This is a genomic window from Actinotalea ferrariae CF5-4 (genome assembly GCF_000603945.1).
Classification (GTDB): Bacteria; Actinomycetota; Actinomycetes; order Actinomycetales; family Cellulomonadaceae; genus Actinotalea; species Actinotalea ferrariae.
This window is the reverse complement of sequence record NZ_AXCW01000042.1, coordinates 1-21,988: the sequence shown is the minus strand read 5'-3', so window position 1 is coordinate 21,988 and position 21,988 is coordinate 1. Positions and strand designations below refer to the sequence as shown.

The following is a 21,988-nucleotide window of genomic DNA, read 5'->3' as shown; positions in this document are numbered from 1 at the left end:
TCAGCCGTCCTTCCCGGCGCCTGCGGCGACCGTCTGGGGGGTGCCCGCGGCGTCCGCCTCGGGCAGCTGGGGGGCGATGTCCGGGTCCGCCGGCAGGCTCCACCGGATGCGGGTGCCCTCGGTGGCGTCCGGGTCGATCCAGATGTGACCGCCGTGGTACTCGACGATCTTCTTGCACAGGGCCAGGCCGATGCCGGTGCCCTCGTACACGTCCTTGGGGTGCAGCCGCTGGAAGATGACGAACACCCGGTCCGCGTACTGCGGGTCGATGCCGATGCCGTTGTCCTCGCAGGCGAACTCCCAGCAGTCGCCCTGCCGCTCGGCCGTGATGCGCACCAACGGCGCGCGGTCCGGGTGGCGGAACTTCAGGGCGTTGCCGACGACGTTCTGGAGGAGCTGGACGAGCAGGGGGCCCTCGCCGCGCACGACGGGGAGGTCGTCCGCGACGACGGTCGCCCCCGTCTCCTCGATCGCCTGCTCCAGGTCGGAGCGCACCTGGTCGACGGCGGCGCCCATGTCGACGTCCGCCACCTCACCGCCGATGCGGCCCACGCGGGAGAAGCTCAGCAGGTCGTTGATCAGCCGCTGCATGCGCTTGGCGCCGTCCACCGCGAAGTGGATGTACTGGTCCGCCCGCTCGTCGAGCTGGCCCTCGTAGCGCTTGGCCAGCAGCTGCGTGAAGCTGGCGATCTTGCGCAGCGGCTCCTGCAGGTCGTGCGACGCGACGTAGGCGAACTGCTCGAGGTCCCGGTTGGAGCGGCGCAGGTCCTCGGCCTGGTCCTGGAGCATCTGGTGGGACGCCTCGACCTCGGCGCGGGCCGCGGTCGCCTCCGCGACGAGGCTGGCCAGGCGGGCCCGCATGTGCTCGACGTCGCCACCGACCTGACCCACCTCGGCCGGACCGTCGGCGTGGACGCGGTGGTCGAGGTCACCGTCCGCGACGCGCCGCGCGTCGGCGGCCAGGTTGGTCAGGGGGGTCGTGATCCAGCGCTGGAGGAACACCCAGAGCAGGGCGCCGACGGCGACGGCGGCGAGGACGAGCAGCACCATCATGGCGGCCAGGACGCCGCGCCAGGTCTCCAGCTCCGCGACGACGCGGTTGCGCTCGGCCCGCAGGGTGTCGAGGTACCGCTCCGCACCGACGCGGACCTCGTCGAAGAGCAGGCGGCCCTCCTCGACCTGGTCCGGGGTCACGGAGGCGGCCCCTTCCGTGTCGACCTGCTCGATGATCGGCAGGGCGAAGTCCTCGTACCACTCGACCGCGGCGACGCTCGCCGGCTCGACGGCGACGAGAGCCGGGTGGTCCGGGCCGAACCGCTCCTCGAGCAGGGCGAGGGCGTCGACGTCCGGCTCCCCGGCCGCCTCGGCGGCGTCGCCCGACACCAGCAGGTCGAACGGCTCGAGCGTCGCGGGGTTCCCGGTCAGGGCGTAGCCGCGCACCGCGGTCTCCGCGTTGACGAGGGAGAGATACCCCGTGGTGCCCTGGTTGATGGCGACGAAGTAGACGCCGAGGACGTCGTTGATCTTGCGGTCGAGCTGGACGAGCGCCGTCACGGTGCCGGCCACCATGAGGGCGAGCACGACCGCCGCGACGGTCAGCGCGAGCTGGAGCCGAGGGCGCAGCGAGTCGGTCCCGCCCCTCACGCGGTGCCTCCCCAGCCCAGGACGACGAGCGCCGTGTCGTCCACGAGGTCGCCGCCGTGGCGTGCCCGGACGGCCTCCAGGATCCGGTCGACGAGGGGCCGGCGGGCCGCGCGCGGCACGTCCGCCGCCTCGGCGACGACCTGCTGCGCCATGACCTCCATGAGCCCCTCCTCGCCGAGACGGCCGCTCCCGCCGTCGATGGTGGTCTCGAGCACGCCGTCGGTGAAGAGGACGATGCGCCACCGGTCCCCGAGCTCCACGCGCTGCGAGCGCCACCCGCCGAGCACCGGGATGCCGAGCGCCCGGCCCCGCAGGTCGCTGGGCAGCGGGACGGTGGGCGTGCCGAGGAGGAAGGGCGCCGGGTGGCCGCAGAGGAAGAGGTCCAGGGAGCGCCGGTCCGGCTGGAGGACGACCATGACGGCCGTCGCGAAGATCTCCGGGCGACCGCGCTCCGCGGCGAGGATCTGCTCGGTGACGTCCAGCACCTTCTCGGCGGGCAGGCCCGCCAGCACGGAGGTCCGCCACGCGGTGCGCAGCGTCGCCCCGAGCGCCGCCTCGTCCGGCCCGTGCCCGGCGACGTCCCCCACGATCGCCGCCACCGAGCCGTCCGACCGCTCCACGACGTCGTAGAAGTCGCCGCCGAGCAGGCCGTCGCGCCCGGCGCGGTAGCCCACGAGGACCTCCAGGGCGCCGTCGGCGACCAACGGCGTGGGCAGCAGGGCCCGCTCGAGACGACTCGTCTCCGACGCGCGCAGCTGGGCGCGGTAGAGGTCCCGCTCCTGGATCTCCGCGTGGCGGCGCTGGATCGCGTAGCGCACGGCGCGCGCGAGGAGCTCGGGGCTCACGTCGCCCTTGACGAGGTAGTCCTGCGCCCCGGCCGCGACGGCGCGGAGCCCGGCGGCGGACTCGGCCATGCCCGTGAGCACCACGACGGCAGGCGTGCGCGGCGAGGCGAGGATGCGCTCGAGCGCGCCGATCCCCGCCGCGTCGGGCAGACCGAGGTCGAGCAGCACGCAGTCGACCTCGAGCATCTCCGCCGCGTCCTCGAGGCTGCGCGCCCGGCTCAGGTCGACCGCCAGGTTGGCGTCGCTGAACAGCTCCTCGACGAGGAGGGCGTCGCCGTCGTCGTCCTCCACCAGCAGGACGCGCAGCGCGCGGGGGTCGGACTCGACTGCCTGCACGTGACCCGCCCTCCCCTCCCAGCGCGACCCGGGTCGTGGTCGGCACCGCTGGGACGACCACGCCGGCACACGGCACCAGGGCGGCGCCGATCTGCGCGTCGAATCCTAGTCGGACGGACGGTCCGCGCCCGGCGACGGCGGGACGCACGGCGCGCCCGGGATCGCGTTCCGTCCCCGGCACCGCTGCTCGGGGCAGATAATGGACGGCCCGTTCCACGCGCGTGGACGTCCCCAGGGAGACCCGTGACAGACCTGCAGGACCAGATCGAGCACGAGCAGGGCGCGGTCGACGAGCGCTACGCCCGGCTCGACCGGCTGCGCGCCACCACGCGGGCGCGGCTGTCCCAGACGCGCCGGGTGGGCCCGTCGGGGTCACCGCAGAACCGGTCCGAACGGGACGCGTTCGCGACCCTGTACGAGGACCGCCTCGCCCAGCTCGACGCCGTGGAGCAGCGCCTCTGCTTCGGGCGGCTCGACCTGGCCGACCCCGACGGGGCGGGCCGACCGCTCTACATCGGACGGATCGGCCTCACGGACGAGGACCACACCTCGCTCATGACCGACTGGCGGGCTCCCGCGGCCCGCCCCTTCTACCGGGCGACGTCCGCCCGGCCCGAGGGCGTCGTCCGGCGCCGTCACCTCGTGACGCGGGGGCGGTCGGTCACCGGGCTGGAGGACGAGATCCTCGACCTGGACGCGTACGCGGGGACGGCGCAGGCCGTCGGGACGGTCGCCGGCGAGGGCGCGCTGCTGGCGGCGCTCGCCACGGCCCGGACCGGCCGGATGGGTGACATCGTCGCGACCATCCAGGCGGAGCAGGACGCGATCATCCGCTCCGGCCTGGCCGGTGCGCTGGTCGTCCAGGGCGGTCCGGGGACCGGCAAGACGGCGGTCGCCCTGCACCGGGCCGCGTACCTCCTGTACGCGCACCGCAGCACGCTGGAGCGGTCGGGCGTGCTCGTGGTGGGGCCCAGCCGCACCTTCCTGCGGTACATCGACCAGGTCCTCCCCTCCCTCGGGGAGACGGGGGTCGTCGCCGCCACCGTGGAGGAGCTCTTCCCCGGGGTGACGGTGACCGGGACGGAGCCCGACGCGGCGGCCGAGCTCAAGGGCCGGGTCGACATGGCGGAGGTCCTCGCCCGCGCCGTGCGGCAGCGCCAGCGCGCCCCGCGGGACCCCGTGGAGGTGCGGGTGGACGGCCGACGCGTCGTCGTCCGGCCCGCGGACGTCGCCGACGCGATCGGGAAGGCGCGCCGGACCGGTCGCCCGCACAACCTCGCGCGCATCACCTTCGTGCGCGAGATGCTCCAGCGGCTGGCGGACCAGTACATCGCGCAGCTGGGCTTCGCCGTCGCGCCCGAGGACCGCGCGGAGGTCGTCGAGGACCTGCGCACCACCCGGGAGATCCGGATCGCGCTCAACCTGGCGTGGATGCCGCTGACCCCGCAGAAGCTCGTGGGGGACCTGCTCACCCGACCCGCCCGGCTGGAGGCCGCCGCGCCGCGGCTGTCCGCCCGCGAGCGCCACCTCCTGCTGCGCGAGCCCGGCGCGCCGTGGACCGCGGCCGACGTCCCGCTGCTGGACGAGGCCGCGGAGCTGCTCGGCGAGGACGACCAGGCCGCCCGGGCCCAGGCCGCGGAGGAGACCCGGCGACGCGAGGAGGAGCTCGACTACGCCCGGCAGGTGCTGAGCTCCACGGGCGCCGGGCGCGGGCTGGTCAGCGCGGAACAGCTCGCCGGGCGGTTCGGGTCCTCCGGGCCCTCCCTCACGACCGCGGAGCGCGCCGCGGCCGACCGCGCGTGGACGTACGGCCACGTCGTGGTCGACGAGGCCCAGGAGCTGTCCGCGATGGCCTGGCGGATGCTCCTGCGGCGCTGCCCGACCCGGTCGATGACCGTCGTCGGCGACGTCGCGCAGACGTCCTCCGCAGCGGGCGCGCGGGACTGGGCGAGCACCCTCGACCCCGTCCTGCGCGGGTCCTGGCGGCTCGCCGAGCTCACGGTGAACTACCGGACCCCGGCGACCGTCGCGCACGCCGCCCAGGAGGTGGCGCAGCGGGCCGGCCTGCCGGTCTCCGCCCAGACCTCCGCCCGGGACGTCCCCGCCGCCCTGCGCGTGCAGGTGGGCGACGACGTCGACGGGGTGGACGGCACGGCCCTGGTCCGCGCGGTCGAGGAGTCCCTCGTCGAGCTCGGGGTGCTGGACGGGACCGCCGAGGAGGGCGGTCGCGTCGTGGTCGTCGCGGCGCCCGACGACGCCGGTGCGGTCGCCGCACGGCTCGCCGCCTCCTCCGTCGCGCCCTACCTGGACGCGCGGGGCGGCTCACCGCTCGACGCCCGGGTCGCGGTCATGACGCCGCGGCAGACGAAGGGGCTGGAGTTCGACGTCGTCGTGCTCGTCGAGCCGCGGCGGATCGCGAAGGACTCCCCCGGTGACCTCTACGTCGCCATGACTCGCCCCACCCGGACCCTGCGGGTGCTGGCCGGCGACGGCCTCCCGGACGGCTTCCCGACGCCCCACGCCTGAGGGGTGCCGGGGCGGCGCGCGGCCGGTCGTGCGACGCGGTGCGCGACCCTGTCAGGGCCGGCAGGCGACCTGGCCGAGGAGAGCCAGGCCCTGACGGTCCCCCGGGCCGAGGTCGGTGCGGTCCCGCGTCAGCGGGTGCATGAGCTCGCCGGTGTCGTCGACGTGGTCCAGACCGAGGACGTGGGCCAGCTCGTGCACGACGATCGCCCGCACCTGGCCGGCCCCGTCGGGCCGCTCGAGCATGGCGGCCAGGTCGGGCCCGTCCAGGACGATGCGGCCGGCCGCGAGCCAGCGGCCCTCGCCGGTGGGACCCGGCACGGCCGCCGAGCCCCCGATGCCCGCCACCTGGCCCTCGAGCTCGGGGAAGGCCTCCTCGTCGGACCATGCGACGAGGACCGGCACCCAGTCCTCGCCGTAGCGCTCCGGCTGGATGAGGGGCCGGTCCATCATCGGGGGCTCGTCGACGTCCCCCTGGTGCACGAGGGACACGCCCGACGCCTCGGAGACGATCTGTGCCGCCTCGTGGACGACGCCGTCCAGGGCGGAGGGCCGGCCGGACGGGTTGGTCACGTAGGCCACGGGACGGCAGGGGTCGTAGCCGACGGGGCCACCGGCCTCGTCGACGTGCAGGAAGGCGTACGAGCCGGTCGTGGTCACCGGCACCTTGGGGAGCACGCGGCCGTCGGCGGGCTCGGGCTGCGGGACGGCCACCGCGTCCCCGCCGACCTCCACGTAGGCCCGGGGGGACCACAGGTCGCCCAGGCCGGAGGTCTCCCACCCGCTGCGGTCACCCGCCCACCAGCCCGCCCCGAGGACCGCGGCGACGAGCACCGCGCTCGTGCGGCGGGCGAGGGACGCACGGTCGCGCCGGGCGGCGTCCCGCTCCATGCGCCGCAGCACGCGGCGCGAGCGGGCCAGCTCACGGCGTGCGGCGCGGCTCGTGGAGGTCCTCATCGATCGATCGTCACCGATCACCGGCGGGTCCGCTCGTCGAGCACGTCGTCCCTGTGGACCCGCCCCGGCATCCGGCCGTGGGTCCGGGCAGGGTCCGGGCAGGGTCCGGGCAGGGACCAGGCAGGGTCCGGGCAGGGACCAGGCAGGCTCCGGGCAGGGTCCGGGCAGGGTCCGCCTGTCGGTACCGCTTTGGAGCGTGGTCCGCGTTGGCGCGATGATGCGGACGTGCTGCGTGCCCTGCTCCTGGAGAGCCTCCACCCCGTCGCCACCTCGATCCTGCGGGCGGAGGGGGTCGAGGTCATCACCCGCACCGGCGCCCTGGACGACGACGAGCTGGCCGAGGCCCTGCAGGGCGTGCACCTCCTGGGCATCCGGTCCAAGACGCAGGTCACCGAGCGCGTCCTGGACCGGGCGCCGGACCTGCTCGCCGTCGGGGCCTACTGCATCGGCACGAACCAGATCGACCTGGGCGCCGCGGCCCACCGCGGAGTCGCCGCGTTCAACGCGCCCTTCTCCAACACGCGCTCGGTGGTCGAGATCGCCCTGGCGGAGATCATCGCCCTGACGCGCCGGCTCACGGAGCGGGACAAGGCGCTGCACGCCGGCGTCTGGGACAAGTCCGCCGAGGGGGCGCACGAGGTCCGCGGCAGGACGCTCGGCATCGTGGGCTACGGCAACATCGGGACCCAGCTGTCGGTCCTCGCCGAGGCGCTGGGCATGTCGGTCGTGTTCTACGACTCCGCGGAGAAGCTGTCGCTGGGCAACGCGCGCCGGCTGCACACGCTCGACGAGCTGCTCGAGGTCGCCGACGTCGTCACGCTGCACGTCGACGGCCGCGGCGGCAATGCCGGGATGTTCGGGGCCCAGCAGTTCGCCCGCATGAAGGAGGGCGCCATCTTCCTCAACCTGTCGCGCGGGTTCGTCGTCGACTACGCGGCCCTGCGCGACCACGTCCTGTCCGGCCACGTGGCCGGTGCGGCCGTGGACGTCTTCCCGGACGAGCCGAAGCGCCGCGGCGACAGCTTCGAGTCCGACCTCCGCGGTCTGCCCAACGTCATCCTCACACCGCACATCGGCGGGTCGACCGAGGAGGCGCAGGAGGCGATCGGGCAGTTCGTCTCGGGCAAGCTCCTCCAGTACGTCGGTCACGGCTCCACGACGCTCAGCGTCAACCTGCCCAACCTCGCCCTCGACGAGCGGACCGGGTCCCACCGCCTCGTGCACCTGCACCGCAACACCCCCGGGGTCCTCGCCGGCATCAACAAGGTGCTGGCGGAGCACGAGGTCAACATCGAGGCGCAGCTGCTCGCCACCCGCGGCGACCTCGGCTACGTGGTCACCGACGTGGGCAGCGACCTCACGCCCGAGGTCTGCGCCACCCTGGGGACGATGCCGCAGACGATCCGCCTGCGCGTCCTGAGCTGACGTTCGACGGCCCGGTCCCGACGGCGGGCCGGGGCGCCCGGGGAGGTCGCCGAGCGGCCCCGGCGGGCCGCGCGGCCGCGATACGGTCAGGGGCATGTACGTGCCCGCGCAGGACCGCTACGAGACCATGACCTACCGCCGGGCGGGCCGCTCCGGGCTGGACCTGCCCGCCGTCTCCCTCGGGCTGTGGCAGAACTTCGGGTCGCAGGACCCCTACGAGACCCAGCGCGCGATCGTCCTGCGCGCCGTGGACCGGGGCGTCACGCAGATCGACCTGGCGAACAACTACGGCCCGCCGCCGGGCTCCGCCGAGGAGAGCTTCGGCCGCATGCTGGCCACGGACCTCCGTGGGCTGCGGGACGAGCTGGTCGTGACGACGAAGGCCGGCTACCGGCAGTGGCCGGGGCCGTACGGGGAGTTCGGCTCCCGCAAGTACCTGCTCGCCTCGCTCGACCAGTCCCTGCGCCGCCTCGGCCTGGACCACGTCGACATCTTCTACAGCCACCGCTACGACGCCGAGACCCCCCTGGAGGAGACGCTCGGCGCGCTCAGGACGGCGGTGGAGTCCGGCCGCGCGGTGTACGCCGGCATCTCCTCCTACTCGGCGCAGCGCACCCTCGAGGCGCTGGAGGTCGCCGACCGGATCGGCCTGCGCCTGCTGGTGCACCAGCCGTCGTACTCGATGCTCAACCGCTGGGTGGAGCAGCCCGACGACGAGGCGGGGGGCCGGAGCCTGCTCGACGTGCTCGGTGACGCCGGCCTGGGCGCCGTCGTCTTCTCACCGCTGGCGCAGGGCATGCTCACCGAGAAGTACCTCCACGGGGTACCGGCGGGCTCCCGCGCCGCACGCGGCGGGTCCTTCAGCCCCACGTTCCTGACCGAGGAGGTCCAGGAGCGGCTGCGCGCCCTCGCCGCCATCGCGGCGGACCGGGGCCAGTCGCTGGCGCAGATGGCGCTCGCCTGGGCGCTGCGCGACCCCCGGGTGACGTCCGTGCTCGTCGGTGCGAGCTCGCCGGAGCAGCTGGACGAGAACCTCGGCGCCCTGGAGCGGCTGGACTTCACCGAGGAGGAGCTGACGCGGATCGACGAGCACGCCGTGGACGCCGGCATCAACATCTGGGCGCCCCGCTCCAGCGACCTCTGACCCCGCTGACCCCGCCGAAGACCCCCGCGACGAGCGCCGCCGCCGGGCGACCGAGCCGAACGGGCACGAACCTACGCCACCGTAGGTAGGCTCGAGGCGTGACGGACGACGACGCCCCGCGGCGCACCCCCGAGACCGACCCGCGCCGACCGTGGACCACCTCCTACGGCCCCGGAGTGCCGCTCGACATCGAGCCGGTGACCGAGCCGGTGACGCGCAACCTCGAGCGCGCCGCGCAGGCCCACCCGTCGCGCGTCGCGACCGACTTCCTCGGCGCCGTGACGACGTACGCCACCGTGCAGCGACGCGTGCTGCGCGCGGCGGGCGCCCTGCGGGACCTCGGCGTGGGCCCCGGGGACCGTGTGGCCCTCGTCCTGCCCAACAGCGCGACCCATGTCGTGGCCTTCTACGCCGTCCTGCGCCTGGGCGCCGTCGTCGTCGAGCACAACCCGACCTACACGGCGGCGGAGCTGGAGCACCAGCTCCGGGACAGCGGGGCCACCGTCGTCGTCGCCTGGGAGAAGGCCGTCGATGCCGTCCTGACCGCCCGGCCGCGCACCGCGGTGCGGCACGTCGTGGCGGTCGACCTCAGCGCTGACCTGCCCCTCGTCAAGCGGCTCGCGCTCCGGCTGCCGGTGGCCGCGGCGCGGCGCACGCGGGAGACGATGCGCTCCGCCGTCCCGTCCGGTGCGCTCCGGTGGGACCGGTTGGTGAGCAGGGCACGGCCGCTCGCCGACGACGCCCCGCACCCGTCCGTCGACGACCTCGCCCTCCTGCAGTACACCGGCGGGACGACCGGGGTGCCCAAGGGCGCCGTCCTGCTCCACCGACACGTCGCGGCCAACGCGGCGCAGGGCCAGGCGTGGACCGGGCACGAGGAGGGGACCCAGACCGTCTACGCCGCGCTGCCGTTCTTCCACGCGTTCGGGATGACGCTCTGCCTCACGTACGCCGTACGCATCGCCGCCACCGTCGTCGTGTTCCCGCGGTTCGACGTCGACACCGTGCTGGAGGCACAGCGGCGGCGCCCGGCGACCTTCCTGCCCGGGGTGCCGCCGATGTTCGAGCGGCTCGCCGAGGCGGCGCGCGAGCGCGGCGTGGACCTGACGTCCCTGCGCACCAGCATCTCCGGCGCGATGTCGCTGCCCGCGCGCACCGCGACCGCGTGGGAGGACGTGACCGGCGGCCTGCTCGTCGAGGGCTACGGCATGACCGAGACCTCCCCGGTCGCGCTCGGCAACCCGCTGTCGGCCGCGCGGCGGCCCGGCACGCTCGGCCTGCCGTTCCCCTCCACCTGGATGCGGGTCACGGACCCCGAGGACCCGACGCGTGAGGTGGAGCCCGGCGAACGGGGCGAGCTGCAGGTCGCCGGCCCCCAGGTCTTCGCCGGCTACTGGCAGCGGCCGGAGGAGACCGCCGAGGCGCTGGTCGAGCACGACGGACGGACGTGGCTGCGTACCGGTGACGTCGTCGTGGTCGAGGACGGCGGGTTCGTCCGTCTCGTGGACCGCATCAAGGAGGTCATCATCACCGGTGGCTTCAACGTCTACCCCTCCCAGGTGGAGGAGGCGCTGCGGGCCATGCCCGAGATCGAGGACGTCGCCGTGGTGGGTGTCCCCGGGGGCGACCTCGGCGAGCGCGTCGTGGCGGCCGTCGTGCTGGCCGAGGGCGTCTCCCGCGTGGAGATGTCCGCCGTCCGGGCATGGAGCGAGGAGCGCCTGGCGCGGTACGCCCACCCGCGGGAGCTCGTCGTCGTCAGCGACCTGCCCCGCTCGCAGATCGGCAAGGTGCTGCGACGGGTGGTCCGCGACCAGGTCATCGCGAAGATGCCGCACCGCCGGGAGGACGAGAACCCGGGCGGCTGACGGGGGACGCCGGTCAGCAGCGGGTCAGGAGACGGCTCGGAGCACCCGGGCCCGCACCGCGGCGTGGACCTCGTCCATCGTCGCGACCTGTCGCAGGGTCCGCTCGCGCAGCTCGGTCATCCGTGCCGCCTCGAGACCCAGGTCACCGGCCACGTCCTCGAGCACCTGCCAGACCCCGAGCTTGCCGACCAGCGCGGCGCGCAGGATCTCCACCTCGAGCAGGGCGGCGGTGCGGCGGTCGTGCAGGCTGCGGCGTGACGACTTCAGGCGCGCGACGTGCTCCCCGGCCCACGCGGCGGCCTGCTTCAGGCGGTTCTGCCTGGTCAGCCCGAGCGCCTCGAGGACGGCCCGCAGCTCGTCGCGCTCCTCGGCGACCTGCTGCGCGATGGTGTCGACCGCGGGCCCGACCGACGTAGAGGCCAGTGCGGAGGCGAGCCGGGCGAACCGTTCGGCCCCGGCCACGGAGCCTGCCAGGTGGTCGTTGAGGTACGTCCCGAGACCCTCCACGGTCTCCCGCCGCACGTCCGCAGCACGCTCGTCCACGGGCACGTCCTCCTCCGTCGAGACCCTCGACGACCCGGGCTCGCGCCGGGCCGAGGCCTCAGCGTCACACCTGCGGTGGACCCCCGCGACCCCGGCGACGTCAGGACGGGTGACCGGACAGCACGTCCTGGTCGGGGTCCGGCTCCATCGCGCCGGTGCGGGCACCCTCGGCAGCGAGGGCGGCCGCCGGCTCGACGGCGTCCGCGTCGGCCTCCCGGCGCGCACGCAGGGAGGTGATGGCCGACTCGAAGTCCTCCAGGGAGTCGAACGCCTGGTAGACGCTGGCGAAGCGGAGGTAGGCCACCTCGTCGAGCTCCCGGAGCGGACCCAGGATGGTCAGACCGACCTCGTGCGCGTCGAGCTCCGCGCTCCCTGTGGTCCGGAGCGTCTCCTCGACACGCTGGGCCAGCACGGCCAGGTCGTCCTCGCTCACGGGCCGCCCCTGGCACGCCTTCCGCACCCCGTTGACGATCTTCTCCCGGCTGAACGGCTCGGTGACCCCTGAGCGCTTCACGACCGACAGGCTCGCGGTCTCGATGGTGGTGAACCGACGCAGGCACTCCGGGCACTGGCGCCGGCGGCGGATCGTCGAGCCGTCGTCCGACGTCCGTGAGTCGACGACACGCGAGTCCCCGTGGCGGCAGAACGGGCAGTGCACCTGTGCCTCCCAGCGCGCCGCGAGCTCCTGGCGGACAGCCCCAGGCTGCCGCGGCGGCCCCGTCACGCTACGCAGCCCGGCGAGCCCTCGGCAACCCCGGCCGGCGGAGCCAGCACCGTGCTGCTCGGCACGCCGCCAAGCCCACCGCCCCGCGGGTCGTCGTCACCCGACCGGGACGACCAGCCGCTCACCGACCTGGAGCCCCCCGGCCTCCAGGCCGTTCAGCTCCACGATCCGCGCCACGACGTCCCGCACGTCCTCCCCCGGCGCGGCGACCGACGTGGCGATCTCCCACACCGTGTCCCCCGGCCGCACGACGTGCGCCGACACCGGGACCGCACCCTGCGGGCCGCCGGCCGCCGCACTCTGCGCCGAGAGCACACCGCCCAGCACGATCCCGCCCGCCAGCAGGACGGCCGCGGCACGGCCCCGTCGGGTGAGCCGCAGGACCTGGCGCTCCGGCATGCCCTGATGCCGCACCCCTGCACCCGTCCCGGCTGCTGACGCTGCGGACCGCTGAGCGCGCGGTCCCGGGACCCGGGCGTCGAGCGGTGGCACGACGACGAGATGCACGGCTCGCCCGCGGCTGGTGGGGGTGGTGCTCATGGTGTGCCTCCGATCGGTCTCGTCCAGGTCCGGCCTGCTGCCGTCGAACACCTGTACGTCGAACGTCTGTACGATTAGTACCACGTCACCCACCGCCCGTCCAGGCCGGATGCGCCCGCCCCGCGCCGCACCTCGGGGGTGCGGCTCCGGCCAGACCGCTCGACACGCGGTCGAACAGGTGTTTGATCGCGGGACCCGGGGGTCCTAGGGTTGGTGACGTGGAGGAGCACACCACCCACCACTGACACGACGAGCAGACGTGAGCCGAGCAGCCCGGGGACAGCACCCCGGACAGCCGCACGGCAAGGCACGACACGCAGCAGCACCGCAGTGAGAGCAACCGCAGCGAGAGCACCGCAGCGAGAGCAGCAGGCAGCAGCACCGCAGCAACCCGCAGCAGCAACCCGCAGCGCCCGTGGCCGCGGCCCCCGGGCCGGGCCCCGGCCGGACCTCAGGAGGACGACGTGGCAGGGAGCCGACCGCCGACGCAGGACCACGGCGACCCGCTGGCGACGGTGCACGCGCTGCCGGACGGGCCGGGCGACGCGGACGGGCTGACCTCCCGGCAGCGCCTGGTCCTCGAGACCATCCGCTCGAGCGTCGAGCGGCGCGGCTACCCGCCGAGCATGCGGGAGATCGGCGAGGCCGTGGGGCTCACCAGCCCGTCGTCGGTCAAGCACCAGCTCACCGCGCTCGAGCGGAAGGGCTACCTGCGTCGGGACCCGAACCGGCCGCGGGCCATCGAGGTCGTCCACCCCGACGACTCCCGCAGCATCGCGCCGTACGACCGTCCGGTCGCCCCGGAGGACTCGGGCGACCTCGCGACGCACGTGGCGCCGCCGTCGTACGTGCCGGTCGTCGGCCGCATCGCCGCCGGCGGACCGATCCTGGCCGAGCAGGTGGTCGAGGACGTCTTCCCGCTCCCCCGCCAGCTCGTCGGCGACGGCGACCTCTTCCTGCTCCGCGTCGCCGGGGACTCGATGGTCGAGGCCGCGATCTGCGACGGGGACTGGGTGGTGGTCCGCCGGCAGCCCGTCGCGGAGAACGGCGAGATCGTCGCCGCGATGATCGACGGCGAGGCCACGGTCAAGACGCTGCGTCGCGCCGACGGCCACGTCTGGCTGCTGCCGCAGAACGCGGCCTACGCGCCGATCCCCGGGGACGAGGCGGTCGTCCTGGGACGCGTCGTGAGCGTGCTGCGGAGCCTGTGACCGCCACGGCCGGTCGCCCGGGCGAAGCGCGCCCGGGCGACCGGCGGCGTGAGCGGGATCAGGGCGTCAGCGGCGACCTCAGGCCTCAGAGACCGAACTGACGCGCGACGTCGCGCAGGGCGTGCGCCGACCGCTGCAGCCCCTGGAGCTCGTCGTCGGACATGCTGATCTCCAGGCGGGCCTGGACACCCTGGCGGCCGACGACCGACGGCACGGACAGGCACACGTCGGAGATCCCCCGGTAGTCCTGGAGCAGCGAGGAGACGGGCAGGATGCGGTTCTCGTCGTTGAGGACCGCCTCGATGATCCGCGACCCCGCGAGGGCGACGGCGTAGTTGGTCGCCCCCTTGCCGGCGATGATCCGGTACGCGGAGTTGACGACCTCCTCCGCGATCTTCTCCCGGTCCGCGGGCTCGAGCCGTCCGGTGGTGCGCCCGTCGGGGCCGATCATGCCGGGCCACTCGGTCAGCGGCACGGAGCCGATGGACGCCGAGCTCCACAGCGGGATCTCGCTGTCCCCGTGCTCCCCCGCGATGTAGGCGTGGATGTTCTGCACCGCGACCCCGGTGTGGCGGTGCAGCAGGTACCGCAGCCGGGAGGAGTCGAGCACCGTGCCCGAGCCGAAGAGCTGGTTGTCCGGGAGCCCGGAGACCTTGAGGGCGGCGTACGTGACGATGTCCACCGGGTTCGTGACCATGACGTAGATCGCGTCCGGGGCGACCTCGACCAGCTGCGGCAGCATCGTCCGGACGAGGGAGACGGTCGCCTGGGCCAGGTCCAGCCGGGACTGGCCGGGCTTCTGCTTGGCCCCGGCGGTGACGACGACCACGTCCGCGTCGCGGCAGACCTCGATGTCGTCCGAGCCGACGACGTCGGCCATGGGCATGAACTGGATGCCGTGGCCGATGTCCAGGGCCTCGGCCTCCACCTTGGCGGCGTTGATGTCGTACAGCGCGACCGTCCGGGCCGCTCCGCGCATCAGTGCGGCGTAGGCCATCGTCGCGCCGACGCTACCCGCCCCCACGACCGCGAGCTTGGTCGTGCGCCGACCCTGCGGCCGGGGCTCGGCGTGACCCAGGTCGTCGGTCTCGGGACGGTGCTCGTGCGGCATGGTTCCTCCGGGTGGGACGGCGGGTGACGCGGCGCGGCCGCGACGGGCGAGCGGGTCGCCCAGGCCCGGGGCGCGAGCGCGACGGCGGCTCCCACCCGGGCGTGATCACCTTAGGGTCGGCTCCGACCCCGGGTCATCTCGGGACGCCCGCCAGCCGACGCAACGCGTCGCGCGCGACCTGGGGGTCCGTGGTGCGCCACAGGGGCGGCATCGTGCCGAGCAGGAAGGCCCCGTACCGCGCCGTGACGAGACGCGGGTCGAGCACGGCGACCATGCCGCGGTCGGTCCCGCTCCGTACGAGGCGCCCGGCCCCCTGGGCGAGCAGCAGCGCGGCGTGGGTCGCCGCCACGGTCATGAAGCCGTTGCCGCCGGCGGACTGGACGGCCTCGGTCCGCGCCGCCTTGACCGGGTCGTCCGGACGGGGGAACGGGACCCGGTCGATGATGACCAGGCGGCACGCCGGCCCGGGCACGTCGACCCCCTGCCACAGCGACAGGGTCCCGAAGAGGCACGACGTCTCGTCCTCGGCGAAGCGCCGGACGAGCGTCGGCAGCTGGTCGTCGCCCTGGCACAGCACGGGGACGTCCAGCCGCCTCCGCATCTCCTCCGCCGCGGTCTGCGCGGCCCGCCGGGACGAGAAGAGCCCCAGGGTCGCACCCCCGGCCGCCTCGACCAGCTCGGCGATCTCGTCCAGCTGCGCGGGCCCGAGGCCGTCCCGTCCGGGCGGCGGCAGGTGCCGGGCGACGTAGAGGATGCCCTGGCGGGGGTAGTCGAACGGGCTCCCGACGTCCAGGCCCCGCCACGGCCCGGCTCCACCCGCGCCCTCCGCGGGGACCGCGGGCCCGTCGCCGGCGTCGGCACCGCGCCCACCTCCGACGACGGCGTCGGCACCGCGCCCACCTCCTCCGACGACAGCGCCCGCGACGCCGTCGGCCGCGGTGCGCTGCTCGGCGGCGTCGAGCCCCACCGACCGGGCCAGGGGGACGAAGCTGCCGCCCAGGGCGAGCGTCGCCGACGTGAGGACCGCCGTCCGCCCGGCCAGCAGGTGCGTGCGGACGAGCCCGGACACCGTCAGCGGCGCCGCCTGCAGACGGGGACCGCCGGACCGGCCCCAGCCCTCCCCGCGCGTGCACCACAGGACGTCGCGCCCGTCCCGTGCCGTTTCCGACACCATCCGCTCGGCGACCTCCATGAGGGTGAGCACCGCCGAGGTCGCCATCTTCACGCCGGCCTCGGCCGACGCCGCCGTCGTCGAGCCCTCCCCGGGCCGCAACGCCGACAGGAGCGCGCGGGCGGCGTCCCGGACGGCCCCCACCGCGAGCGCCACGCCGTCGGGCAGGCCCCCGGGGAACCGGCCCTCCGGCAGCTCCTCGACGGCCGCGGCCAGGTCCCGTCCGGCGACCTCCAGGTCGTCGGTCGCGACGCCGCCGTGCCGCCGGGCGGTCCGCGCCACCTGCTCCACGGAGGAGCCGGACAGCTCGACCGTCGCCTGCGCGGTGACCCGGTCGGCGAGCTCGTGGGCCTCGTCGACCACGAGCACGTCGTGCTCCGGCAGGACCCCGGGCGACCCGCCGGCCGCGATCCCGAGCATCGCGTGGTTGGTGACGACGACGTCGGCCTCCCGCGCGAGGGTCCTGGCGCGCTCGGGGAAGCAGTCGTCCAGGAGCGGGCACTTCGAGCCGAGGCACTCGAGCGACGTCACGGAGACCTGGCGCCACGCCCGGTCCGTCACCCCCGGGTCCAGGTCGTCGCGGTCACCGGTGCCGGTCTCCTGCGCCCACTCGCGGAGCCGGACCACCTGGCGCCCGAGCTCCGCACCGGCCGTCGCGCCACCGCCGCCGCCCGTCGGTGCCGGGTGGTCGCCCGCGCGGTCGGTGGGGAGCAGGTCGAACAGGGCGGGCTCCTCGTCGGGGTACCCCCCGGCGACCTTGTGCAGGCAGAGGTAGTTGTGCCACCCCTTGAGCAGGGCGATGCGGGGGGACCGCGGCAGGGCGGGGGCGACGGCCTGGGCCACCAGCGGCAGGTCCCGCGTCATGACCTGCCGCTGGAGCGCCAGCGTCGCGGTGGAGACGATGACGCGCTCCTGCGCGAGGACGGCGTGCCGGACCGCCGGGACCAGGTAGCCCAGGGACTTGCCCGTCCCGGTCCCCGCCTGCACCAGGAGGTGCTCGCCTCGGGCGACGGCCTCGTCGACGGCCTCCGCCATGGTGCGCTGGCCCTCCCGGGGGCTGCCTCCCAGGGCCGCCACGGCGCGGTCGAGCAGGGTCGAGACCCCCGGCGCGTCCGGGGCCTCGGGGGCCCCGGGGCCGTCGTCGTCCACCCGCGGGTCGGGCTCGGGCGGGGAGGTCACCGGAGCAGGGTAGTCGTGCGGGTCGGGCACGGGCCGGTCGGGCCAGTCGGGCCGGTCGGGCACGGTCGGGCACGAAGCGGTGTGCGCACGCCGGGACGTCATCGCGCCCGCCGTCCCAGGACGCGGCGGCCCTGGGGGCTCAGGCGACGCTGACCGCCCGCAGCTCGGCGGCCAGCTCCGCGGCGACGCGCGCGCGCAGGACCGTGCCGGCCGCGGTGTGCTCCTCGGTGTCGACCTCGCCCTCCGTGTGGGCGCGGTGGACGAGGTCACCCCGCGCGTAGGGCACGACGACGTCGACCGTCTCCTGCGGCCGCGGCAGCGCCTCGGCCACCAGCTCGACGAGCTCCTCCAGCCCCGCTCCGGTGTGGGCCGACACGACCACGGACCGGGGCTCGCGGCGCTGCAGCCGCGCGACCGTCTCCGGGTCCGCGACGTCGGCCTTGTTGAGCACCACCAGCTCCGGGAGGGCGTCCGCCCCCTCGATGTCCGCCAGGACGGTCCGCACCGCCGCGATCTGCCCCTCCGGGTCCGGGTGCGACACGTCGACGACGTGCAGCAGCAGGTCGGCCTCGGCGACCTCCTCCAGCGTCGAGCGGAACGCCTCCACGAGCTGCGTGGGGAGCGACCGCACGAACCCGACCGTGTCGGACAGCGTGTAGGTGCGGCCGTCCGGCGTCCGTGCCCGTCGGACCGTCGGGTCCAGCGTCGCGAAGAGCGCGTTCTCGACGAGCACGCCCGCACCGGTCAGCCGGTTGAGCAGGCTGGACTTCCCGGCGTTCGTGTACCCGACGATCGCGACCGACGGCACCTCGTGCCGCCGCCGCGAGGAGCGCCGCGTCTCCCGGGACGGCGCCATCGCGGCGATCTCCCGGCGCAGCTTGGCCATCCGTGCGCGGATCCGGCGCCGGTCGAGCTCGATCTTCGTCTCACCGGGGCCGCGCGAGCCGATGCCCTCACCGCCGGCGACCCGTCCACCGGCCTGGCGGGACATCGACTCGCCCCACCCACGCAGCCGCGGCAGCAGGTACTCCAGCTGGGCGAGCTCGACCTGCGCCTTGCCCTCCTTGGACTTCGCGTGCTGGGCGAAGATGTCGAGGATCAGCGCGGTGCGGTCGATCACCTTGACCTTGACGATGTCCTCGAGCGAGCGGCGCTGGGACGGGGCGAGGTCCGCGTCCACGATCACCGTGTCCGCGCCCTCGGCGCTGACGACCTCCGCGAGCTCGGCGGCCTTGCCGGAGCCGAAGTACGTGCTGGGGTCCGGGTGCGACCGGCGCTGGAGCATGCCGTCGAGCACCTGCGAGCCGGCGGTCTCGGCCAGCGCCGCGAGCTCGCGCAGGGAGAGCTCCGCCTCCTCCACCGTCCCCGACGTCCACACGCCGGCCAGGACGACGCGCTCGAGCCGCAGCTGGCGGTACTCGACCTCGGTGACGTCGGCGAGCTCGGTCGACAGGCCGCCGACCCGCCGCAGCGCCGCCCGCTCCTCGCGGTCTAGCTGCTCGCCGTCGTCGTCGGTCCACCGCGTCCCGCCCTCGTCCAGGGCGGTGCCGGCACGGGCCAGGACGCGCGCCACGACGTCGTCGGGCACGAGGCGCCGGGCCGGGCCGAAGCCGTCGTGCTCCCTCGTCCCGTCCGCGTCGGCGCCCGGGCGATCGGCCTCGTCCTGCGCCGCCGTGGCGGCGTCCCGGGGGTCCTGCGTGTCGCCGGTCGCGGCGTCCGTCCTGGGGTGGGTCATCGGTTCCTCTCGTCGGCCTCAGGGTCGCACGCGCCGTCACGACCCCGCGACCGAATAGCGTGGGGCCGCCCGCCGCCATTCCCGCCCGCCCCACCCCAGGAGAGCCCGGTGCCCGAGGACCACTACTTCACGGCCGCGCCGGCGTCGGACGGCGAGCGGCGCGTGCTGCGGGTCGTCCTCGCCGGGCGTGAGCTGGAGGTGGAGACCGCCGGCGGGGTGTTCTCCCCCGACCACGTCGACCTGGGCACGCGCGTGCTGCTCCGGACGGTCCCCGCGCCGCCCCCCGCCGGGGACCTCGTCGACCTGGGCTGCGGGTGGGGCCCCGTCGCGCTCACCCTGGCGCTGGAGTCCCCCGGGGCGCAGGTCTGGGCGGTCGACGTCAACGAGCGCGCCCTGGACCTGGTCCGGCGCAACGCCCGGCGGCACGGCCTGGACAACGTCACCGCGGTCACCCCCGACGCGGTGCCGCCGGAGCTGCGGCCCGTCGCGATCTGGTCCAACCCCCCGATCCGCGTCGGCAAGGCCGCCCTGCACGACCTGCTGCGCACGTGGCTCGCCCGGCTCGCGCCCGACGGCGAGGCGCACCTCGTCGTGCAGCGCAACCTCGGCGCCGACTCCCTCCAGGCGTGGCTCCGGGCGGAGCTGGGCCTGACGGCGGACCGGGTGGCGAGCGCCAAGGGCTTCCGCGTCCTGCGCGTCGACGGGCCGGTCGCCGGCTGAGCCGTCCCGTCCCTCGGTGGACGGCCGCGGCCCCGGCGGTCGGCCGCGACCCCACCAGACGGCCCGCGCCGTCGGCGGACGCGCCCCGGCAGGGCCCACCCGGCAGACCGTCGAGGTCAGCCGGCGGCGGGCAGGGTGACGACGGCGTCCGCGACCAGCACGGCGGGTCCGGCGAGCTCGACGCGATCGACCGGCAGGGCCGTCACCTGGACCGTGCCGCCGGGCACGTGGACCCACCACACGTCGGGTGCCCCCGGCCCGGCCCACGTCCGCACGGCCATCGCCGCGGCGCAGGCGCCCGTCCCGCACGAGCGCGTCTCCCCCACGCCCCGCTCGTGGACGCGCATCCGCAGCTCCCCGAGGAGGGTGCCGCCCGGCAGGCTCCGCTCCCCCAGCGGCACCACGATCTCGACGTTGGTGCCACGCGGCGGCACGGGTGCCACGCGTGGCGCCGTCGTGAGGTCCGCCGCGCTGAGCTCGCGCTCGTCCGCGAGCGCCACGACGGTGTGGGGGTTGCCCACGTCGACGGACAGCCCCGGGCGGGTCACGTCCAGGCCCGGCACGTCCACCTCGGCGTCCCCGGCCGCCCCGGCACCGCCGGCCGGCAGGTGCCACGCGCCCATCTCGACCGCGTACCAGGGATCCGCGCCCCCGGTCGGGTCGGCGACCCGGCGGACCCGGCGGACCCCTGCCCGTGTGCCCAGGACGAGCTCGCCCGCGCCGTCCCACACCCCGAGCCGCTCCGCGAAGAGCGCGGTGACGCGAACCCCGTTCCCGCACATCTCCGCGGGCGTGCCGTCGGCGTTGCGGTAGTCCATGAACCACACGGCGGCGGGGTCCTCGGCGAGGCACGCCCGGCCCTCCGGCAGGGTGTCGCCCGGCGCGAGGCGGATGACGCCGTCCGCGCCGAGCCCGGCGCGACGGTCGGTGAGTGCCCGGACGTCCGCGGGCAGGAGGTCCAGGGCGCCCGCCCGGTCGTCGACGAGCAAGAAGTCGTTCTCGGTGCCGTGCCCCTTGACGACGGCCAGCCGCTCCGGGCGGGACGGAGCACCCGCGCGCGCGGAGCCTGCTGCCGGATCAGGGCGCGTCGCGGTCACGAGCCCAGCCTACGGTCGCGCTGCCCCGGGTCCGCGAGCGCCCCGGCGTCCGCCGCCGCGACCAGGGCGAGGGCGCGGTCGAGCAGGTCCGGGTCCCGCGCGTCCAGCCAGTGCACCCGCGGGTCGCGCCCGAACCAGCTCATCTGACGGCGGGCGAGACGCCGGGTCCCGGCGACGACGGCGGCGCGCGCCGCCTCCTCCGTCGTCTCGCCCCGCAGGACCTCGAGGACCTCCGCGTAGCCCACGGCCCGGGCGGCCGTACGGCCGAGGCGCGGGGCGAGGGCCCGTACCTCCGCCACCAGACCTGCCTGCCACATCCGCGCGACCCGGACCTCGATCCGCCCGTCGAGGACGGCCCGGTCGCAGTCCAGCCCGATCTGCACCGCAGGCACCGCGTAGACGTGCTCCGGGAGCGTCGCGGAGTAGGGCCGGCCGGTGATCCGCACGACCTCCAGGGCGCGGACGACCCGCCGGGTGTTCGCACGGTCCACCCGCGCGGCGGCGACCGGGTCGAGGCGCGCCAGCTCGTCGTGCAGGAGGCCCGGCCCGCGCACGGCGGCCTCGTGCTCGAGCTCGGCGCGCACCACGGGGTCCGACGGCGGGAACTCGATGCGGTCCAGGAGCGCCCGGACGTACAGGCCGGAGCCGCCGACCACGACGGCGCGGTGCCGCCGTGACGTCACCGCCGCGACGTCGTCGCGCGCGTGGCGCTGGTACGCGGCGACGGTCGCGTCCTGGTCCACGTCGAGGACGTCGAGCTGGTGGTGGGGCACGCCGCGGCGCTCGTCCGGGCGGAGCTTGGCCGTGCCCACGTCCATCCCCCGGTACAGCTGCATCGCGTCCGCGTTGACCACCTCGCCGCCCAGCGCCAGGGCCAGCGCCAGCCCGAGGTCGGACTTGCCCGTCGCGGTCGGACCCACCACGGCCACGACGGGCGGGCCGACGACGGGCCCGCCCGCGGCGGTGACGGGCACGGTCACGCGGGCGCCCAGTGCGCCACGAGGTACGTGGTCCCGAGCGGGACCGAGGACAGGAGCCAGGAGCCGCGCAGCGGGCGACGGAGCCCGCCGTCGTCCACCGTGCCGCCGCCCTTCGCGCCGTCGTCCTGGGTCCCGGCGGCGCCCAGCAGCACCTGCCACGGCGCCCAGGCGCTGACCGCGAGCGCGGCCGCGAGCGCCGGGTCCAGGTCGGCGAGCCGGGCGGCACCCGCGGGGTCCA

General features: G+C 75.5%; 18 protein-coding genes. 6 read left to right on the top strand and 12 right to left on the bottom strand.

Translation table 11 applies throughout. From position 1 onward, the window contains the following. Positions 1-1,644: a sensor histidine kinase gene (locus tag N866_RS06080; RefSeq protein WP_245612391.1), complete on the bottom strand. Its 1,644-nt coding sequence runs from the start codon at positions 1,642-1,644 to the stop codon at positions 1-3. Then, on the bottom strand, positions 1,641-2,825 hold the full coding sequence (locus N866_RS06075; protein WP_034224073.1) for a PP2C family protein-serine/threonine phosphatase: 1,185 nt from the start codon (positions 2,823-2,825) through the stop codon (positions 1,641-1,643). The genes N866_RS06080 and N866_RS06075 overlap by 4 nt, the downstream gene beginning before the upstream one ends. Before the next feature lie 243 nt (positions 2,826-3,068). Here N866_RS06075 and N866_RS06070 point away from each other — a divergent pair, with 243 nt between their 5' ends. Further along, positions 3,069-5,351 carry a HelD family protein gene (locus N866_RS06070; RefSeq protein ID WP_034224070.1) on the top strand — a complete coding sequence of 761 codons (2,283 nt, stop codon included), beginning with the start codon at positions 3,069-3,071 and terminating at the stop codon, positions 5,349-5,351. A gap of 51 nt (positions 5,352-5,402) precedes the next feature. Here the strand turns inward: N866_RS06070 and N866_RS06065 are convergent, their stop codons facing one another. Beyond that, positions 5,403-6,305, bottom strand: a complete 903-nt coding sequence (locus N866_RS06065) for a matrixin family metalloprotease (RefSeq protein WP_052022458.1) — start codon at positions 6,303-6,305, stop codon at positions 5,403-5,405. 225 nt (positions 6,306-6,530) lie between these two features. Between N866_RS06065 and serA the strand changes: the two genes are divergently transcribed. The 3 genes from serA (at position 6,531) to N866_RS06050 (ending at position 10,739) form a co-directional block, all read left to right on the top strand. Beyond that, complete coding sequence (gene serA, locus N866_RS06060) at positions 6,531-7,730, top strand: phosphoglycerate dehydrogenase (RefSeq protein ID WP_052022457.1); 1,200 nt, start codon at positions 6,531-6,533, stop codon at positions 7,728-7,730. A 94-nt stretch (positions 7,731-7,824) separates the two neighbouring features. Continuing rightward, positions 7,825-8,874, top strand: coding sequence for an aldo/keto reductase (locus N866_RS06055; protein ID WP_034224068.1), 1,050 nt, complete (start codon positions 7,825-7,827; stop codon positions 8,872-8,874). 98 nt (positions 8,875-8,972) lie between these two features. After that, entirely contained in the window at positions 8,973-10,739 is a 1,767-nt protein-coding gene (locus tag N866_RS06050; protein ID WP_052022456.1) for an AMP-binding protein, read from the top strand. Between the two features lie 24 nt (positions 10,740-10,763). Here the strand turns inward: N866_RS06050 and N866_RS06045 are convergent, their stop codons facing one another. The 3 genes from N866_RS06045 to N866_RS20835 form a co-directional block, all read right to left on the bottom strand. Then, positions 10,764-11,282, bottom strand: coding sequence for a hypothetical protein (locus tag N866_RS06045; protein WP_034224066.1), 519 nt, complete (start codon positions 11,280-11,282; stop codon positions 10,764-10,766). A 100-nt stretch (positions 11,283-11,382) separates the two neighbouring features. After that, positions 11,383-11,940 carry a transcriptional regulator NrdR gene (nrdR, locus tag N866_RS06040; RefSeq protein WP_052022455.1) on the bottom strand — a complete coding sequence of 186 codons (558 nt, stop codon included), beginning with the start codon at positions 11,938-11,940 and terminating at the stop codon, positions 11,383-11,385. A 162-nt stretch (positions 11,941-12,102) separates the two neighbouring features. Continuing rightward, a complete protein-coding gene (locus N866_RS20835) occupies positions 12,103-12,546 on the bottom strand; it encodes a LysM peptidoglycan-binding domain-containing protein (RefSeq protein WP_245612389.1) in 444 nt (147 codons plus the stop codon). Positions 12,547-13,052: 506 nt separating this feature from the next. On the opposite strand from N866_RS20835, the gene lexA reads away from it, so the two are divergent. Beyond that, positions 13,053-13,757: a transcriptional repressor LexA gene (gene lexA / locus N866_RS06030; RefSeq protein ID WP_034224095.1), complete on the top strand. Its 705-nt coding sequence runs from the start codon at positions 13,053-13,055 to the stop codon at positions 13,755-13,757. An 85-nt stretch (positions 13,758-13,842) separates the two neighbouring features. Here lexA and N866_RS06025 read toward each other — a convergent pair whose 3' ends face one another. From N866_RS06025 to hflX, 3 genes are all read right to left on the bottom strand, one after another. Then, the gene (locus tag N866_RS06025; protein ID WP_052022453.1) at positions 13,843-14,868 is read right to left on the bottom strand and encodes an L-lactate dehydrogenase; all 1,026 of its coding nucleotides are present in this window, start codon (positions 14,866-14,868) and stop codon (positions 13,843-13,845) included. A gap of 133 nt (positions 14,869-15,001) precedes the next feature. Then, a complete protein-coding gene (locus N866_RS06020; RefSeq protein ID WP_034224090.1) occupies positions 15,002-17,218 on the bottom strand; it encodes an ATP-dependent DNA helicase in 2,217 nt (738 codons plus the stop codon). 139 nt (positions 17,219-17,357) lie between these two features. Continuing rightward, positions 17,358-18,953: a GTPase HflX gene (gene hflX / locus N866_RS06015; RefSeq protein ID WP_081802375.1), complete on the bottom strand. Its 1,596-nt coding sequence runs from the start codon at positions 18,951-18,953 to the stop codon at positions 17,358-17,360. Positions 18,954-19,061: 108 nt separating this feature from the next. Between hflX and N866_RS06010 the strand changes: the two genes are divergently transcribed. Beyond that, positions 19,062-19,673 (top strand): class I SAM-dependent methyltransferase, encoded by a 612-nt coding sequence (locus tag N866_RS06010; protein WP_034224065.1) that lies wholly within the window; start codon positions 19,062-19,064, stop codon positions 19,671-19,673. A 116-nt stretch (positions 19,674-19,789) separates the two neighbouring features. On the opposite strand, the gene dapF is transcribed toward N866_RS06010, so the two are convergent. The 3 genes from dapF to N866_RS21295 all read right to left on the bottom strand — a co-directional run. Then, complete coding sequence (gene dapF, locus N866_RS06005) at positions 19,790-20,770, bottom strand: diaminopimelate epimerase (protein WP_034224063.1); 981 nt, start codon at positions 20,768-20,770, stop codon at positions 19,790-19,792. Beyond that, a complete protein-coding gene (gene miaA / locus N866_RS06000) occupies positions 20,767-21,750 on the bottom strand; it encodes a tRNA (adenosine(37)-N6)-dimethylallyltransferase MiaA (RefSeq protein ID WP_245612387.1) in 984 nt (327 codons plus the stop codon). Before miaA ends, dapF begins: the two co-directional genes overlap by 4 nt. Then, positions 21,747-21,988, bottom strand: a 242-nt coding sequence (locus N866_RS21295; protein WP_034224060.1) for a hypothetical protein, incomplete at its 5' end; no start/stop codon positions are given. The genes miaA and N866_RS21295, both read right to left, overlap by 4 nt.

Coding starts and splice junctions, on each gene's coding strand:
- N866_RS20835 (WP_245612389.1), bottom strand. CDS start 12,546: ATGAGCACCACCCCCACCAGCCGCGGGCGAGCCGTGCATCTCGTCGTC.
- N866_RS06065 (WP_052022458.1), bottom strand. CDS start 6,305: ATGAGGACCTCCACGAGCCGCGCCGCACGCCGTGAGCTGGCCCGCTCG.
- hflX (WP_081802375.1), bottom strand. CDS start 18,953: ATGACCCACCCCAGGACGGACGCCGCGACCGGCGACACGCAGGACCCC.
- N866_RS06025 (WP_052022453.1), bottom strand. CDS start 14,868: ATGCCGCACGAGCACCGTCCCGAGACCGACGACCTGGGTCACGCCGAG.
- N866_RS06055 (WP_034224068.1), top strand. CDS start 7,825: ATGTACGTGCCCGCGCAGGACCGCTACGAGACCATGACCTACCGCCGG.